General features: G+C 70.2%; 10 protein-coding genes. 4 read left to right on the plus strand and 6 right to left on the minus strand.

The window, feature by feature from the left end; genetic code table 11:
• Positions 1-25: 25 nt before the first annotated feature.
• On the minus strand, positions 26-4,966 hold the full coding sequence (locus tag ABZT74_RS32425) for an NAD-glutamate dehydrogenase (RefSeq protein WP_355862721.1): 4,941 nt from the start codon (positions 4,964-4,966) through the stop codon (positions 26-28).
• A gap of 668 nt (positions 4,967-5,634) precedes the next feature.
• Between ABZT74_RS32425 and ABZT74_RS32430 the strand changes: the two genes are divergently transcribed.
• On the plus strand, positions 5,635-6,201 hold the full coding sequence (locus ABZT74_RS32430; protein ID WP_081217619.1) for a DJ-1/PfpI family protein: 567 nt from the start codon (positions 5,635-5,637) through the stop codon (positions 6,199-6,201).
• A gap of 70 nt (positions 6,202-6,271) precedes the next feature.
• Here ABZT74_RS32430 and ABZT74_RS32435 read toward each other — a convergent pair whose 3' ends face one another.
• Positions 6,272-6,937, minus strand: a complete 666-nt coding sequence (locus ABZT74_RS32435; RefSeq protein ID WP_356440791.1) for an HAD family hydrolase — start codon at positions 6,935-6,937, stop codon at positions 6,272-6,274.
• Positions 6,938-6,985: 48 nt separating this feature from the next.
• On the minus strand, positions 6,986-7,501 hold the full coding sequence (locus tag ABZT74_RS32440; RefSeq protein ID WP_355862717.1) for a hypothetical protein: 516 nt from the start codon (positions 7,499-7,501) through the stop codon (positions 6,986-6,988).
• 341 nt (positions 7,502-7,842) lie between these two features.
• On the opposite strand from ABZT74_RS32440, the gene ABZT74_RS32445 reads away from it, so the two are divergent.
• The gene (locus ABZT74_RS32445; RefSeq protein ID WP_356440794.1) at positions 7,843-8,403 is read left to right on the plus strand and encodes an Rv3235 family protein; all 561 of its coding nucleotides are present in this window, start codon (positions 7,843-7,845) and stop codon (positions 8,401-8,403) included.
• A 191-nt stretch (positions 8,404-8,594) separates the two neighbouring features.
• Here the strand turns inward: ABZT74_RS32445 and secA are convergent, their stop codons facing one another.
• The gene (gene secA / locus ABZT74_RS32450; protein WP_355862713.1) at positions 8,595-11,438 is read right to left on the minus strand and encodes a preprotein translocase subunit SecA; all 2,844 of its coding nucleotides are present in this window, start codon (positions 11,436-11,438) and stop codon (positions 8,595-8,597) included.
• 244 nt (positions 11,439-11,682) lie between these two features.
• Here secA and ABZT74_RS32455 point away from each other — a divergent pair, with 244 nt between their 5' ends.
• Positions 11,683-12,249: a GNAT family N-acetyltransferase gene (locus ABZT74_RS32455; protein ID WP_355862711.1), complete on the plus strand. Its 567-nt coding sequence runs from the start codon at positions 11,683-11,685 to the stop codon at positions 12,247-12,249.
• Between the two features lie 130 nt (positions 12,250-12,379).
• Entirely contained in the window at positions 12,380-13,633 is a 1,254-nt protein-coding gene (locus tag ABZT74_RS32460; RefSeq protein ID WP_356440797.1) for a crosslink repair DNA glycosylase YcaQ family protein, read from the plus strand.
• A gap of 69 nt (positions 13,634-13,702) precedes the next feature.
• Here the strand turns inward: ABZT74_RS32460 and ABZT74_RS32465 are convergent, their stop codons facing one another.
• Both ABZT74_RS32465 and raiA read right to left on the minus strand, forming a co-directional pair.
• Positions 13,703-14,449, minus strand: a complete 747-nt coding sequence (locus tag ABZT74_RS32465; RefSeq protein WP_355862707.1) for a response regulator transcription factor — start codon at positions 14,447-14,449, stop codon at positions 13,703-13,705.
• Positions 14,450-14,663: 214 nt separating this feature from the next.
• Positions 14,664-15,389, minus strand: a complete 726-nt coding sequence (raiA, locus tag ABZT74_RS32470) for a ribosome-associated translation inhibitor RaiA (RefSeq protein WP_355862705.1) — start codon at positions 15,387-15,389, stop codon at positions 14,664-14,666.
• Between the last annotated feature and the right edge of the window lie 48 nt (positions 15,390-15,437).

Below are 15,437 nucleotides of genomic sequence, written 5' to 3' on the forward strand. Positions count from 1 at the left end.
CGGGACGCCCCCGTCGGCGTACCGCCTAGGAGTGCGCGCGCAGCAGCGTCCTCATCGTCCGCATCGCCACCGACAGGTTCGCGAGGTCGAAGGAGTCCGAACCCCGGATCTCCTCCAGCGTGGCGCGGGCGCGTCCGAGGATCGGCGCGTTCCTCTCCTGCCACGCCTCGAAGCGCTGCTCCGGCGTGGAGGTGCCGTCACCCACCGCGAGCACGTCCGCGGTGAGCGCCGCGTGGGCCGCGTAGAGGTCCTCGCGGATCGACGCGCGGGCCATGGACTGCCAGCGGTCGGCACGCGGCAGCTCGATGATGCGGTCCATGAGCTGCGTGATGCCGAGCCGGTCGGCAAGGTCGTAGTAGACCTCGGCGACGGCCATCGGGTCCTTGCCCGTGCGGTCGGCCACCGAGACGATGTCCAGCGCCGGGAAGGCGGAGGAGAACCCGGCCACCCGCGTGGCGAGTTCGTCCGGCACCCCGGCGTTCGTCAGCTCGTCGCAGATCTGCTGGTACCACTCCAGGTCCGCGCCGCGCAGCAGCTTGGGCAGCTCCGACCACACCTGCTCGACGCCCGCGCTGAAGAACGTGATCGTCTCGGCGAGCTGGAGCGGCTGCGGCCGGTTGTTGAGCAGCCAGCGCGTACCGCGCTCCACGAGGCGGCGCGAGTGCAGCCGGATCCGGGTCTGGACGTCGGCGGCGACGACATTGTCGAGCGCCTCCACCGCGTCCCACACCGCACTGGAGTTGAAGATCGCGCGGGCCGCGGTCTGCGCCCGGACGATCTCCTCCAGCGAGGCACCCGTCTCCTCGCGCAGCCGGTGCAGGAAGCTCGTGCCACCGGTGTTGACCGTGTCGTTGACCAGGACGGTCGTCACGATCTCGCGGCTCAGCGCGTGGCCCTCGATCTGCTCGCGGAACCGGTCGCGCAGCGCCGTCGGGAAGTACGCGTGCAGCAGGCTCTGCAGGTACGGGTCGTCCGGCAGCGAGGTGGCGAGCAGATCCACGGAGACCGTGATCTTCGTGTACGCGAGCAGGACGGCCGTCTCCGGGCCGGTCAGGCCCTGGCCGGCGGTGAGCCGCTCGCGGATCTGCCGCTCGCTGGGCAGGAACTCCAGCGCCCGGTCGAGGTGCCCCTCGCGGACCAGCGTGCGCATGAACCGCTGCTGGGCGTGGAGCATGCTCGGGGACTGGGCCAGCGCGTTGGCGATCGCGGTGTTCTGCGCGTAGTTGTTGCGCAGCACCAGGGCACCGACCTCGTCGGTCATCTCGGCGAGCAGCTTGTTGCGCTGCTTGACGGTCAGATCGCCGTTGGCCACCACCGCGTTGAGCAGGATCTTGATGTTCACCTCGTGGTCCGAGGTGTCCACGCCCGCGCTGTTGTCGATGGCGTCGGTGTTGATCTTGCCGCCGTGCTGCGCGAACTCGATCCGGCCGAGCTGGGTCAGGCCCAGGTTGCCGCCCTCGCCGACGACCTTGACGCGCAGTTCGGCGCCGTCGACGCGGATCGCGTCGTTCGCCTTGTCGCCGACCTCCGCGTTCGACTCGGCGGACGACTTCACGTACGTGCCGATGCCGCCGTTCCACAGCAGGTCGACGGGGGCCTGGAGGATCGCCCGCATCAGGTCGGCCGGCGTCATCTTCGCGACCTTCGACTCGATGCCGAGGGCCTCGCGGATGTGCGCGTTGACCGGGATGGCCTTGGCGCTGCGCGGGAAGACACCGCCGCCGGCCGAGATCAGCCCGGTGTCGTAGTCCGCCCACGAGGAGCGCGGCAGCTCGAACAGCCGGCGGCGCTCGGCGTACGAGGTCTCGGCGACCGGCTTCGGGTCGATGAAGATGTGCCGGTGGTCGAACGCGGCGACCAGCCCGATGTGCTCGGACAGCAGCATGCCGTTGCCGAACACGTCACCGGACATGTCGCCGACACCGACCACGGTGAAGTCCTGCGACTGGGTGTCGACGCCCAGTTCCCGGAAGTGCCGCTTGACGGACTCCCAGGCGCCGCGGGCGGTGATGCCCATCTTCTTGTGGTCGTAGCCGGCGGAGCCGCCGGAGGCGAAGGCGTCGCCGAGCCAGAAGTTGTAGCTCTCGGCGACCTCGTTGGCGATGTCCGAGAACGTCGCCGTGCCCTTGTCGGCGGCGACCACGAGGTACGTGTCGTCCTCGTCGTGCCGGACGACGTCGGCGGGCGGCACGATCTCACCGGCGACCAGGTTGTCGGTGATGTCGAGCAGCGCCGAGATGAAGGTCCGGTAGCTGCGGATGCCCTCGGCCAGCCACGCGTCGCGGTCGGCGGACGGGTCCGGCAGCTGCTTGGCGACGAAGCCGCCCTTGGCGCCGACGGGCACGATCACGGTGTTCTTCACCATCTGCGCCTTGACCAGGCCGAGGATCTCCGTACGGAAGTCCTCGCGCCGGTCGGACCAGCGCAGACCACCGCGCGCGACCTTGCCGAAGCGCAGGTGCACGCCCTCGACGCGCGGCGAGTACACCCAGATCTCGAACGCCGGGCGGGGCGCCGGGAGGTCCGGGATGGCCGTCGGGTCGAACTTCATGGAGACATAGGCGTGGGGCGTGCCGTCCGCCGTCTTCTGGAAGAAGTTCGTGCGCAGGGTCGCCTTGATGAGGTGCAGGAAGGACCGCAGGATGCGGTCCTCGTCGAGGGAGGCGACCTGGTCGAGCGCCGCGTCGAGCTCCTCCAGCAGCGCGTCGGTCAGCTCGACGCCGGCGCGCTGGCGCTCCGGCGACATCCGGGCCTCGAAGAGCGAGACGAGCAGCCGGGTGGTGTGGACGTTGTTGCGGAGGGTGTCCTCCATGTAGTCCTGGCTGAACGTGGAGCCGGCCTGGCGCAGGTACTTCGCGTACGCCCGCAGCACCATCGACTGCCGCCAGTTGAGACCGGCGCTCAGCACGAGGGCGTTGAAGCCGTCGTTCTCGGCCCGGCCGGTCCAGGTGGCGGCGAAGGCCTCCTGGAACCGCTCGCGGCCGTCGTCGCCGAGGTAGTCGCCGTTGCCGGTCAGGGACTTGGGCAGCCGGAGCCCGAAGTCGTAGATCCACGCCGTCGTACGGTCCGAGCAGCGCAGTTCGTACGGGCGCTCGTCGGTGACCTCGACGCCCATGCGGTTCAGGGCGGGCAGGACCGCGGAGAGCGAGACCTGCTCACCGGTGCGGTAGATCTTGAACCGGCGCTCGCCGGGGGCCGCGCCGACCGGCTCGTAGAGGCTGAGCGCGAAGTCCTTGCTCTGCTCCTGGCCGAGCGCCTGGAGGTGCACCAGGTCGGCGACCGCGGAACGCGGCGAGTGGTCGGCCTTGTAGCCCTCGGGGAACGCGTTGCCGTAGTGGCGCAGCAGTTCGGCGGCGCGCTCCTCACCGCACTCGGCGGTCAGCGCCTCGCCGAAGCCGTCGGCCCAGGAACGGGCGGCCTCGACGAGGCGCGCCTCGATCCGGTCCTTGTCGGCGTCGGAGAGCTGCGCCAGCTCGGTGCCGGGCTCGACGCGGACCACGAAGTGCAGCCGGGACAGGATCGACTCGGTGTTCCAGGCCGTGAAGTCGACGCTGGCGCCGTTGAGTTCTTCCTTGAGGATGTCGATGATCCGCAGCCGCACACCGGTGGTGTACCGGTCGCGCGGCAGGTAGACGAGGGCCGAGTAGTAGCGGCCGTACTCGTCCTGCCGGAGGTAGAGCCGCAGCCGGCGGCGCTCCTGGAGGTACAGGACGGAGGTGACGATCGCCCGGAGCTCGTCGGCGGGCGTCTGGAACAGCTCGTCGCGCGGGTACGTCTCCAGGATCTGGAGCAGGTCGCGGCCGTCGTGGCTGTTGGGCGAGAACCCGGCCCCGCGCAGGACCTCCTCGACCTTGCGGCGCACGACGGGCACGCGGCGCACGGACTCGGTGTACGCGGCGGAGGAGAAGAGGCCGAGGAAGCGGCGCTCGCCGACGACCTCGCCGTTCTCGTCGAACTTCTTGACCCCGACGTAGTCCAGGTACGACGGCCGGTGCACGGTGGCGCGGCTGTTCGCCTTGGTCAGGACGAGCAGCTTGTGCTCGCGGGCCTTGGCGCGGGCGTCGGCGGGCAGCCGCTCGAAGGACGGGCTGACCGGGTGACTGTCCTCGTCGCCGTGCTGCGGGTCGGAGCGAAGGATGCCGAGCCCGGTGCCGGGGACGGCGGTCAGCGAGTCGTCGTCGCGCAGCTGGTACTCGCGGTACCCGAGGAAGGTGAAGTGGTCGCCGGACAGCCAGCGCAGCAGCTCGCGGGCCTCCTCGACCTCCTGCTCGCGCAGGTCGTCGGCGGCGGGCTCGGCGGGCAGCTCGTCGGCGATCCGCAGCGCCGCGTCGCGCATCTTCTCCCAGTCCTCGACGGCCTCACGGACGTCGGACAGGACACGGAGCAGGTCGGCGGTGATCTGCTTCAGATCGGCGCGGTCGGTCTCGCGGTCGATCTCGACGTGGATCCACGACTCGACGTGCGCGTCGTGCGGCAGGTCCTCGGCGGAGGGCCGCGTGGGCAGCACCTCGATGAGCTTGCCGGTCAGGTCGCGCCGTACGACGAACTGCGGGTGGATCACGACGTGGATGCCGCGGCTCTGGCGCGACAGCTCGTTGGTCACCGAGTCGACGAGGAACGGCATGTCGTCCGTCACCACCTCGACGACGGAGTGGCTGCAGGTCCAGCCGTTCTCCTCGACGGTGGGGGTGTGCACGCGCACGTTGGCCGTGCCCTGAGGGCGGTTCTCGGCCAGTCGGTAGTGGGAGAAGGCCGCTCCGAAGACGTCGACCGGGTCACGGTCGCTGAGGTCCTCCGGGGCCGTGTGCAGGTAGTAGCGCTGGAGGAACGCGAGCACGGTGTCCCGGTCGGGGGTGCCCTCGTCCGTCGTCCCAGTCGGTAGGTGCCCCCCGACCGGGCTGTTCTCAGCTACCCGGGCGGCCCGTTCGAGCAGCTCGGCCTTGGCTTCGTCCAGCTTGGTCTGCATTGTCCTCTGGCTCCTGTCGCGCGCCGTTGCGTGACGTTGAAGGAAGTACGGTCTCGTCGCTTCCGACGCAACGCCGTGACGCGGGGTGTCCGGTCTGCTTCGACGCTATGCCGCAAGGTGAGATGAGCGGGGGGTTATCGGCCATTCTCGGCGCCCTCGGGGACTGTGACGCTGCTCTCGGCGACGTCCGTCTCTCGGGTGCCCTCGACGTACGGAGTGCGGTGCCGTCGGCGCTGGCGGCTCTCCCGCACGCGCACACGGCGTTCGCCGTCATCCCGTCCCGCTCACGAAGATCAGCGACTGACGCCCGGTCACGGATGTCGTCCGTGCGCTCCGGGCGCGGGGCAGGGGCGACGATGCCCCCGCGAGATATCGCGCTGATCACGCCACCAGGCTATCCCCCTTCACCCCGGGGTCGTCATGAGCCGTATGTGTACAAAACCAGGGGGGGAACTTTGACACTATGCACAGGGACGAATGGGGCGAGGACGTGCAGTGCGGGCCGACTGCGGGCTACCGTCGTACTACGGACGGTGTTCCGCGGCAGCCGGACCCCGGAGCGGCGCTCCAAGAAGCGCGCGGCCCCTTGGCAAGTCCCTCCCCCGGAGGCAGGTTGACCGGGACGACCGAACGGAACGCCTGAGCACGGCCGACGGGAGCGCAGCACCATGGCAGCGAAGATCCTGATTGTCACCGGCGACGCGGCGGAGTCACTGGAGGTCCTGTACCCCTACCAGCGGCTGCGCGAGGAGGGCTACGAGGTCCACATCGCCGCACCCGAGCAGAAGAAGCTCCGGTTCGTGGTCCACGACTTCGAGCCCGGCTTCGACACCTACACCGAGAAGCCCGGCTACACCTGGCCGGCCGACCTCGCGTTCGCGGACGTCGACCCGGGCGCGTACGTCGCGCTCGTCATCCCCGGCGGGCGCGCTCCGGAGTATCTGCGCAACGACCCCGAGCTCCGGAAGATCCTCAAGTCGTTCTTCGACGCGGACAAGCCGGTGGCCCAGATCTGCCACGGTCCCCTGCTGACCGCGGCGGTCGACAGCCTGCGCGGCCGCCGCGTCACGGCGTACCCCGCGCTGGAGCTCGACATGCAGGCGGCGGGCGCGACCTTCCAGGACGCGGAGGCCGTCGTCGACGGCACCCTCGTCTCCGCCCGTGCCTGGCCGGACCACTCGGCCTGGATGCGCGAGTTCCTGACGGTGCTGCGGGCGAAGGCTCCCGTGACCTGACGTGTCCCGACGGCCCGGGCGCGAACGGATCGCGCCCGGGACTCGGGGACGTGTCGGCCCTTCGGGCCGCTCAGGCCGCGAGGCGCTGCGCCTCCTCGACGGCTTCCTCCAGGCTGTCCACGACCGGGACGCCCACCAGCTCCAGGCTGGCGCGGCTGTGCGAGCCGCCGGTGTAGAGCACCGCTCCGGCTCCCACGTGCCGGGCGGCGACCGCGTCGTCGGCGGCGTCTCCGATCACCACCACGCGGGACGGATCGACCCCCGCGAGCGCGGTGAGGTGCCGCACCATGTGCTCGGCCTTGCTGCCCCCGGAGGGCCCGGTGCGCCCGTCCACCCGGACGAAGTGCGGCTCGATCCCGAAGCCCCGCACCAGCGGCACCAGTTCCTCGTGCACGTACATGCTCAGCAGCGACTGGCTGCGGCCCGCCGCTCCCCAGCCGGCGAGCAGCGAGGGCACCCCGTCGGTCAGTCCGCAGGCCACACGGTGCTCCGCGTAGTACCGGTGGAAGGTGGCGTCCATGATCTGCCACTCGGCGTCGGTGGGCAGCCGCCCCATCAGCCGCTCGTAGAACCTCGGCACGGGCACGCAGTACATCGCCCGGTACCGCTCCAGCGTGATCGGCTCGAGCGCCAGCTCGGCGAACGCGGCGTTCGTCGCCCCGATGATCGCGTCATTGTCGTGGAACAGCGTGCCGTTCCAGTCCCAGACGATGTGCGCGTTTTCTGGCTTCCCCATACACAGAAACGTACCCGTCCCCACCGACAGCGCCACACCCCGCGGGGGCTACTCGCCCTGCCCCAGGAGGTTGGGGATCTCCTGCCTGGCGAACCACAGCAGCTCGTGGTCCTCGGCCCCGTCGACGACGAACTGCGCGTCGTCGTCCCCCATGTCCGCCGCCCCGAGAGCCTCGGCGGCCGCGGTGACGTCCTTCTCGGCGTCCGGGGCGTCGACGTGGACCGCGGCGGCCTTGGACAGCGGCACGGCCTGCGAGACGCGCACCTCGCCGAGCGCGGCGGCGTCGAGCCCCCGGTCGGGATCGACGGCCGCTGCACGGTCGGGCACGTCCACGGCGACGACGACCCGGCGCCGTACCGCCCCGGGGTCCACGGCCACGAGCCGCAGCGAGGCCAGCGCGGCACGGCTCAGTGCCGCGTACTCCAGTTCCTCGATGTCGTCGGAGAGGTACCACTCGCGCAGCGCGGGGGTGACGGCGTACGCGAGGAACGGTCCCGCCTCCAGCTCCCCCGTCCTGTGCGCCTCGGCGAGACCGGAGAGGGTCAGAGGGACGTAGACGCGCATGGTGGCCGCTTTCGTAGTCGGGGCTCCGGGGATTCCCGGTCCGCGGGCTCCGGGGAGGGCGGTCCCGCGTCTCCGGGGAGGGCCTTCAGGATACGTGCGGGCGTCCCCTTTCGAGTCCCCGGCCGCCCCCTCCCCAGCGTCCACCCCGGTCCCGCGATTCACCCGGTACCGCCCTTGTCCCGTGCGGATTCCCGGCCCTCCGGCAACCCTGATAGGTGAACTCTCCGGGGGCTCCGACGCGCGCCCGCCGTCCTTGCGAGGGCCCTCCCCCGCCTCGTACAAGATCCCCAACGGCAGGTTACCGACCGGTATGAACCGGTCCGGAGGAACGGGGACGGCACATGAACAAGGTGATGACCAGGACCAGGCGCCAGCCCGGCGGCCGGCCGCCGGGCCGCCAGGACTCGCGCCGCCCCGGGAGCACCCCGCCCCGCGGGCCGGGCGCCGGAACGCCCGCCAGGCGCCCGGGCGGCAGCCCGCCGCAGGACCCGGCCCCCTCGGCGGCACCGTCCGCCGTACGCGCCCCGGACACGGCCCGCGGCGGGGTACGGCCCGCGACGGGGCCCCGGCCCACCGACGTCTTCGCCGAGCGGCTGCTGGCCGTGCTGAGCGGCACGCGTCCCGTCCACTGCATGCTGCGGCACACCGCGGGCCGCGCGTACGACGAACTGGTCTGGCTCGCCGAGCGCGGTGCCCTGCGCGCCCGCGGCACCCGCCCCGTCATCCGGGACATCGGCTACTACGTCGCCCGGCCCGGTGCCGTGGAGGCCTTCGCCCGCATCGGCGCCGGTGACCAGCTGCGCGCCATGGCCTTCCGCCTGGAACAGGGTCCCGACCTGCGCTGGCGCTGCACGGCCATCGAACTGGGCGGCCCCCGCATGCCCCACCGCGACGACGACTGACGCGGCCGGCGCGAGCGGGCGGCCGAGGCCTCGGCGGCAGGGTCGGCGGCGAAGGCGGGGGCCTCACGCGTGCGTGGCGCCCGAGCACGGTGCGCGGGAACGTCGGAAGGGCCGGGCACCCAGGTGCCCGGCCCTTCCGACGCGCTACCGGCCGCACGCTCCGGCTGTCACCGGCTCCGCGCGGCCCTCACTCACTTCTTGCGGCGACGCGCGCCGCCCTTCTGCTGCTTGCGGCGCTCCGCGCGCGTGAGGCCGTCCGCCTCGGAGCGCACGGGCTCGTCGTCGTGGGTGAAGTCGCCCTCGATGACACCGCCCTCACCGTCGACGCTCGGCGCGGAGAAGTGCAGGCGGTCCGGCCGCTGCGGGGCGTCGAGCCCCTTGGCGCGGATCTCGGGCCGCCCGGCGCCCGCGGGGACGGCGTCCTGCTTGTCCAGGGACGGCGCCGAGTCCGTGACCTCGACCTCCTCGACCTGCTGCTCGACCTGGACCTCCAGGTTGAACAGGTAGCCGACGGACTCCTCCTTGATGCCGTCCATCATGGCGCTGAACATGTCGAAGCCCTCGCGCTGGTACTCCACGAGCGGGTCCTTCTGGGCCATCGCGCGCAGGCCGATGCCCTCCTGGAGGTAGTCCATCTCGTAGAGGTGCTCGCGCCACTTGCGGTCCAGGACCGACAGCACGACCCGGCGCTCCAGCTCGCGCATGATCTCGGAGCCGAGCTGCTCCTCGCGGGACGCGTACTGGGCGTGGATGTCGTCCTTGATGGACTCGGAGATGAACTCGGCGGTCAGGCCGGAGCGGTCACCGGCGGTGTCCTCCAGCTCGTCCACGGTGACCTTCACCGGGTAGAGCTGCCGGAAGGCACCCCACAGCCGGTCGAGGTCCCACTCCTCGGCGAAGCCGTCGGCGGTCTCGGCCGCGATGTAGGCGTCGATCGTGTCGTCCATGAAGTGCTGGATCTGCTCCTGCAGGTCCTCGCCCTCCAGGACGCGGCGGCGCTCGCCGTAGATGACCTCGCGCTGCCGGTTGAGCACCTCGTCGTACTTCAGGACGTTCTTACGCGTCTCGAAGTTCTGCTGCTCTACCTGCGACTGGGCCGAGGCGATCGCGCGCGTGACCATCTTGTTCTCGATCGGCACGTCGTCCGGGACGTTCGCCATCGACATGACGCGCTCGACCATCTGCGCCTTGAACAGACGCATCAGGTCGTCGCCCAGGGAGAGGTAGAACCGGGACTCGCCCGGGTCGCCCTGACGGCCGGAACGACCGCGCAGCTGGTTGTCGATACGGCGCGACTCGTGCCGCTCGGTGCCGAGGACGTACAGGCCGCCGAGGTCCTTGACCTCTTCGAACTCGGCCTTGACCGCCTGCTCGGCCTTCTCCAGAGCGGCGGGCAGGGCCGCGGCCCACTCCTCGATGTGCTCCTCGGGGTCGAGACCGCGCTGCCGCAGGTCCGCCTCGGCGAGGTCGTCCGGGTTGCCGCCGAGCTTGATGTCCGTACCGCGGCCCGCCATGTTCGTGGCGACGGTGACGGCGCCCTTGCGGCCCGCCTGCGCGATGATCGGCGCCTCACGGTCGTGCTGCTTGGCGTTCAGCACCTCGTGCTGGACACCGCGCTTGGAGAGCTGCTGCGAGAGGTACTCGGACTTCTCGACCGACGTCGTACCGACGAGGATCGGCTGGCCCTTCTCGTGCTTCTCGACGATGTCGTCGACGACCGCCTCGAACTTCGCGACCTCGGTGCGGTAGATCAGGTCGGACTGGTCCATGCGGACCATCGGCCGGTTGGTCGGGATCGGGACGACGCCCAGCTTGTAGATCTGGTGGAACTCGGCGGCCTCGGTCATCGCCGTACCGGTCATGCCGGACAGGCCCGGCATTTCCTTCTCCTGCTGGTCGTGGCGCTTGTAGAGGCGGAAGAAGTTCTGCAGGGTGATCGTGGCGAGCGTCTGGTTCTCGTCCTTGATGTCCACCCCTTCCTTCGCCTCGATCGCCTGGTGCATGCCCTCGTTGTAGCGGCGGCCGGCGAGGATACGGCCGGTGTGCTCGTCGACGATCATGACTTCGCCGTCGATGACGACGTAGTCCTTGTCCTTCTTGAACAGTTCCTTGGCCTTGATGGCGTTGTTCAGGTAACCGACGAGCGGGGTGTTCACCGACTCGTAGAGGTTGTCGATGCCCAGCCAGTCCTCGACCTTGGCGACACCGGGCTCGTGGATGGCGACGGTGCGCTTCTTCTCGTCGACCTCGTAGTCACCGGTCTCCTCGATGCCCTTGAGGGGGTTGCCGGGCTCGCCCTTCTTGAGGCGGGTGACCAGCTTGGCGAAGTCGCCGTACCACTTGGTCGCCTGGTCGGCCGGGCCGGAGATGATCAGCGGCGTACGGGCCTCGTCGACGAGGATGGAGTCGACCTCGTCGACGATCGCGAAGTTGTGGCCGCGCTGGACGAGTTCGTCCTGGGCCCACGCCATGTTGTCGCGCAGGTAGTCGAAGCCGAACTCGTTGTTCGTGCCGTACGTGATGTCGCACGCGTACTGCTCACGACGCTGGGCCGGGGTCATGTTGGCGAGGATGCAGCCGACCTCCAGCCCGAGGAACTTGTGGACGCGGCCCATCATTTCGGAGTCGCGCTCGGCCAGGTAGTCGTTGACCGTGATGAGGTGGACACCCTTGCCGGAAAGGGCGTTCAGGTACGCGGGCAGGGTGCCGACGAGCGTCTTGCCCTCACCGGTCTTCATCTCCGCGACATAGCCGAGGTGCAGCGCGGCGCCGCCCATCATCTGCACGTCGTAGTGACGCTGGCCAAGGACGCGCTTGGCCGCCTCACGGACGGTGGCGAACGCCTCGGGCAGCAGGTCGTCGAGGGTTTCGCCGTCGGCGTACCGCTGCTTGTACTCATCGGTGAGGGCCCTCAGCTCGGCGTCGGAGAGGTCGACGAAGTCCTCTTCGATGGAGTTGACCTGGTCCGCGATGCGGTGCAGCTTGCGCAGGATCTTGCCTTCGCCTGCACGCATGATCTTCGAGAGGACGGACACGGGGGTTTGTCTCCTTGCCGGTCGGGCCTGGGACGGTCGGTTTCAATGACAGATTCAAATCACAGCTTGAGCAACGGCCATCGTAAGCGAGGACCACACCGCGTCGGGAGGTCTGCCTGCGACAGCCACTAGGACAACGGACAGGTACTGCCGAAGGTGCCGCACTGTCGCAGCGAAAAGTAACGAAGTGCTCACTCAACGCAAAGGAATGGCGTCCTTACGGCTCCCCGAGCAGAATCGGCCGATGGACCCCGTCACCCTGACCACCGACCGTCTCGTCCTGCGTGCCGTGGGGGTGGAGGACACCGACGCCGTCTTCGACGCCGTCCAGGACCCCGACATCCAGCGGTGGACCACGATCCCGTCCCCGTACCTGCGTGAGCACGCGACGGGCTTCACCGACCAGATGGTGCCCGAGGGCTGGGCCGACGGCTCCGCCTTCACCTTCGGGGTCTTCCTGCCCTCCGGGGAGCTGGTGGCCATGGTCGCCATCACCATGCGGTCCCTCGGGGTCGGCGAGATCGGTTTCTGGGCCGCCAAGGAGCACCGGGGCAACGGCTATGTCACCGAGGCCTCCGTCGCCGTGTCCCGGTGGGCCTTCACGGACGTGTCGGTCGACCGTGTCGAATGGCGTGCCGAGGTCGGCAACAGCGGCTCCCGCGCGGTCGCCGAGAAGGCCGGCTTCACCATCGAGGGCACCCTCCGTTCCGCGATCAACAACAAGGGCGTCCGCAGGGACTGCTGGGTCGGCTCGCTGCTCCCCTCGGACCTGGAGCTGCCGTCGACGGCCCCGTATCTGCCGGCCCGCTGACGCCCGCGCGCTCCCGCCGGGTCCCGCCGACCGGGTCGTCCCGGCGCCCGTGCGAAGACGCCCTGCCACGGGGAGGGCACACTCTTAGGAGCGGGGCCCGATTGTCAGTGCCACGGCCTACCGTGAGGGCATGACGAGTCTCCCGCGTCCCCTCACCGAACTCTCCGCGGACGAAGCCCGCCGCATCGTGCTGCGGGCTCAGGGCTTCCTGGGCGCCCCGGACCGCAGGGCGGGCGTCCGCGGGGTCCTGCGGCACCTCGGCGCGGTGCAGCTCGACACGATCTCCGTCCTCGCCCGCTCGCACGAACTCGTGCCGTACGCCCGGCTCGGCGCCGTCGGCCGCAAGACCGTCGAGCAGGCGTACTGGTCGTCGTCGGGCTCGGCCGACGCGCCCCCTGCACCGCACGCCTTCGAGTACTGGTCGCACGCGGCCTGCATCCTGCCCGTCGAGGAGTGGCCGCACTTCGCCTTCCGCCGCCGCGCCTACCGCGCCCGCCCGCACTGGAACCACGACCTGCCGGACGGCACGTACGACCAGGTCGTCAAGCAGCTCCGCGCCGAAGGCCCCCTCACGGCCACGGACTTGGGGGGCGCGAAGAAGACCAGCGAGTGGTGGGACTGGTCGGGCACCAAGGTCGCCGTCGAGCGCGCGCTGATGTACGGCGAGGTGGTCTGCGTGGAGCGGCGCGGCTGGAAGCGGGTGTACGACCTCGCAGAGCGCGCCGTCCCGGCGACCCTTCTTCACGACGACCTGGACGACACCGAGTGCCTGCGCCGTCTCGTCCGGCTCGCGGGCCAGTCGCTCGGCGTCGGCACCCGCGCGGACATCGCCGACTACCACCGGCTCAGGGGCGAGCAGGTCGACGCGGTGATCGCGGACTCCGGCCTCGTCCCGGTGTCGGTGGAGGGCTGGGGCAGGCCCGTGGCGGTGAAGGGCGGTGCCAAGGGACTCGGCGCCCGCCCCGCGGCCGACGCGTGGGCGGACCCGGCGGCGCTGGCGACGGTCCCGCGCGGCCGCCACCGTACGACGCTGCTGTCGCCGTTCGACTCCCTCATCTGGGAGCGGGCGCGCACGGAACGCATCTTCGACTTCACGCACCGGCTGGAGGCGTACACGCCCAAACCGAAGCGGATCCACGGCTACTTCGCCATGCCGGTCCTCGCCGGCGGCCGGCTGGTCGGGCGGGTGGACCCGGCGCGGGAGGGCGACACCCTGGTCGCCAAGCAGGTCACGGTGGACGGCGTCCGGGCGGTGCCGGCGGTGGCGCAGGCCCTGGTGGAGGCCGCGAGCTGGGTGGACTGCACGGACGTGCGCGTCGAGCGGGTGGACGCCCCACAGCTGCGCGACGCCCTCGACTCGGAGATCAGGCGCCTTCTCGGCTGAGACCCGCCCCTGCCGCCGGAGCCCGGGGCAGGGCCGCCCGCCTCCCGGCAGGCCTCAGCCCGGAAACCTTCAGCGGATTTCGAGGATCTTCTCGCGCATCGCGTACACCACGGCCTCCATCCTGGAGTGCAGCTGCAGCTTCTCCAGGATGTTGCGGACGTGGTTCTTCACGGTGTTCTCGGAGATGAACAACTGCTTGGCGATATCGCGGTTGTTCATTCCCGTGGCCACGAGCTTGAGGACTTCCAGTTCCCGCTCGGTGAGCCGGGGCGCGGGCACCAGGCGGCGCTCGTCGGTCCGCTGGATCATCGACTTGAACTCGGTCAGGAGTTTCGACGCCATCGAGGGACTGATCTGCGACTGGCCGTCGGCCACCGCGCGAATGGCCGTGGCCACCTCGTCCGTGGAGATCTCCTTGAGGAGATATCCGGTCGCGCCCGCCTTGATCGCGTCGTAGAGGTCGGCCTCCTCGTCGCTGATCGTCAGCATGATGATCTTCGCGCTGGGGGCCACCTCCTTGATGGAGGTGCACGCCTCGATACCGCCGCGCTTGGGCATCCGTACGTCCATCAGCACGATGTCGGGCAGCAGGTCGGCGGCCTTGTCGACCGCCTCCGCCCCGTCGCCCGCCTCGCCGACGACCTGGATGTCCTCCTCGGCCGCGAGCACGATCTCCAGACCGCGCCGGAAGAGGGCGTGGTCGTCGACGACGAGGACCCTGATCGGCTCCTTGCGTGGAGAGCCCACGTCCGGGCCCGGGGCGACCACGCCGTGGTCGGCGTCCCGGTCACGCATCGGTCCGAAGCTGTCCGCCATCGTTCCTCCCCCTGAAGGCCGTGGCCTGTGATTCCGTGCCATCGCCAACCCAAGGCAACGGCCCACCGGTTGGGCCGGTGCGGCCATGATTCCATGCCGGGACGGCAATGAGGTGTCGGAGCGGGGCGCGAAGGGGTCGCACACCGGTGCCCCCGGGGGCGCACACGCGCTTCCAGGGGCACCGGATCGACTGATCTGCTGCCGTGGGACGGGGTCAGCCGCCGAGCGCACCGCCCGGCGCGTCCGCTCCGCCCTGAGTCACCATCGGGTCCGTACTGAGGTGGATGACGCCGTAGTCGTAGGCGTGCCGCCGGTAGACGACACTGGGCTCCTTGGTCTCGGAGTCGACGAAGAGGTAGAAGTCGTGCCCGACCAGCTCCATCTCGTAGAGCGCCTGGTCGAGTGTCATCGGGGCGGCCACATGGGTCTTCTCGCGAACGACACAGGGGCCTTCGCCCATGATCTCGAGGGAACCGATCTTCTTCGTCGGCACGGCGTCCTGGTCCCCTTCGTGGACGACGCTGCCGTTGCCGTTCAGGGTCGCGGCACCCGGGACGTGGTCGGCGACCTCGGCCGCCGGGATCCTGCCGTTGCCACGTCGGGTGTAGCGCTTGTCGTGCTGCTTGCGCAGCCGGGCCTCAAGCTTGTCCGCGGCCAGGTCGAGTGCTGCATACGCGTCGCTCGCCGCTGCCTCCGCCCGGATCACCGGTCCGCGGGAGTGGAGCGTGATCTCCACCCGGTCACAGCGGTCGGCCTGTCGGGGGTTGGGCTCCTTGGACACCTCGACGTCGAGGCTGATCACCTTGCCATCGAGCTTCTGGATCTTCTCCAGCTTCAGCTTCTCGGCCACGTGCTTGCGGAACCGCTCGGGCACCTCGGTCTTGCGGCCCTTGACGACGATGTCCACGCAGAACTCCGTTCCCGGATAGCCCCGCTCCACTGGCGGAGCATCTCCCTTTTGCACCAGGTTCCGGTGAGCACCGGAACC

Source organism: Streptomyces sp. NPDC005302, assembly GCF_040607345.1.
In the GTDB taxonomy this organism is placed as follows: Bacteria; Actinomycetota; Actinomycetes; order Streptomycetales; family Streptomycetaceae; genus Streptomyces.

Excerpts from the sequence above, each read along its gene's own strand:
- ABZT74_RS32430 (WP_081217619.1), top strand. The coding sequence starts at position 5,635 with ATGGCAGCGAAGATCCTGATTGTCACCGGCGACGCGGCGGAGTCACTG.
- ABZT74_RS32455 (WP_355862711.1), top strand. The coding sequence starts at position 11,683 with ATGGACCCCGTCACCCTGACCACCGACCGTCTCGTCCTGCGTGCCGTG.
- ABZT74_RS32425 (WP_355862721.1), bottom strand. The coding sequence starts at position 4,966 with ATGCAGACCAAGCTGGACGAAGCCAAGGCCGAGCTGCTCGAACGGGCC.
- ABZT74_RS32460 (WP_356440797.1), top strand. The coding sequence starts at position 12,380 with ATGACGAGTCTCCCGCGTCCCCTCACCGAACTCTCCGCGGACGAAGCC.
- ABZT74_RS32440 (WP_355862717.1), bottom strand. The coding sequence starts at position 7,501 with ATGCGCGTCTACGTCCCTCTGACCCTCTCCGGTCTCGCCGAGGCGCAC.
- ABZT74_RS32435 (WP_356440791.1), bottom strand. The coding sequence starts at position 6,937 with ATGGGGAAGCCAGAAAACGCGCACATCGTCTGGGACTGGAACGGCACG.
- ABZT74_RS32445 (WP_356440794.1), top strand. The coding sequence starts at position 7,843 with ATGAACAAGGTGATGACCAGGACCAGGCGCCAGCCCGGCGGCCGGCCG.
- ABZT74_RS32465 (WP_355862707.1), bottom strand. The coding sequence starts at position 14,449 with ATGGCGGACAGCTTCGGACCGATGCGTGACCGGGACGCCGACCACGGC.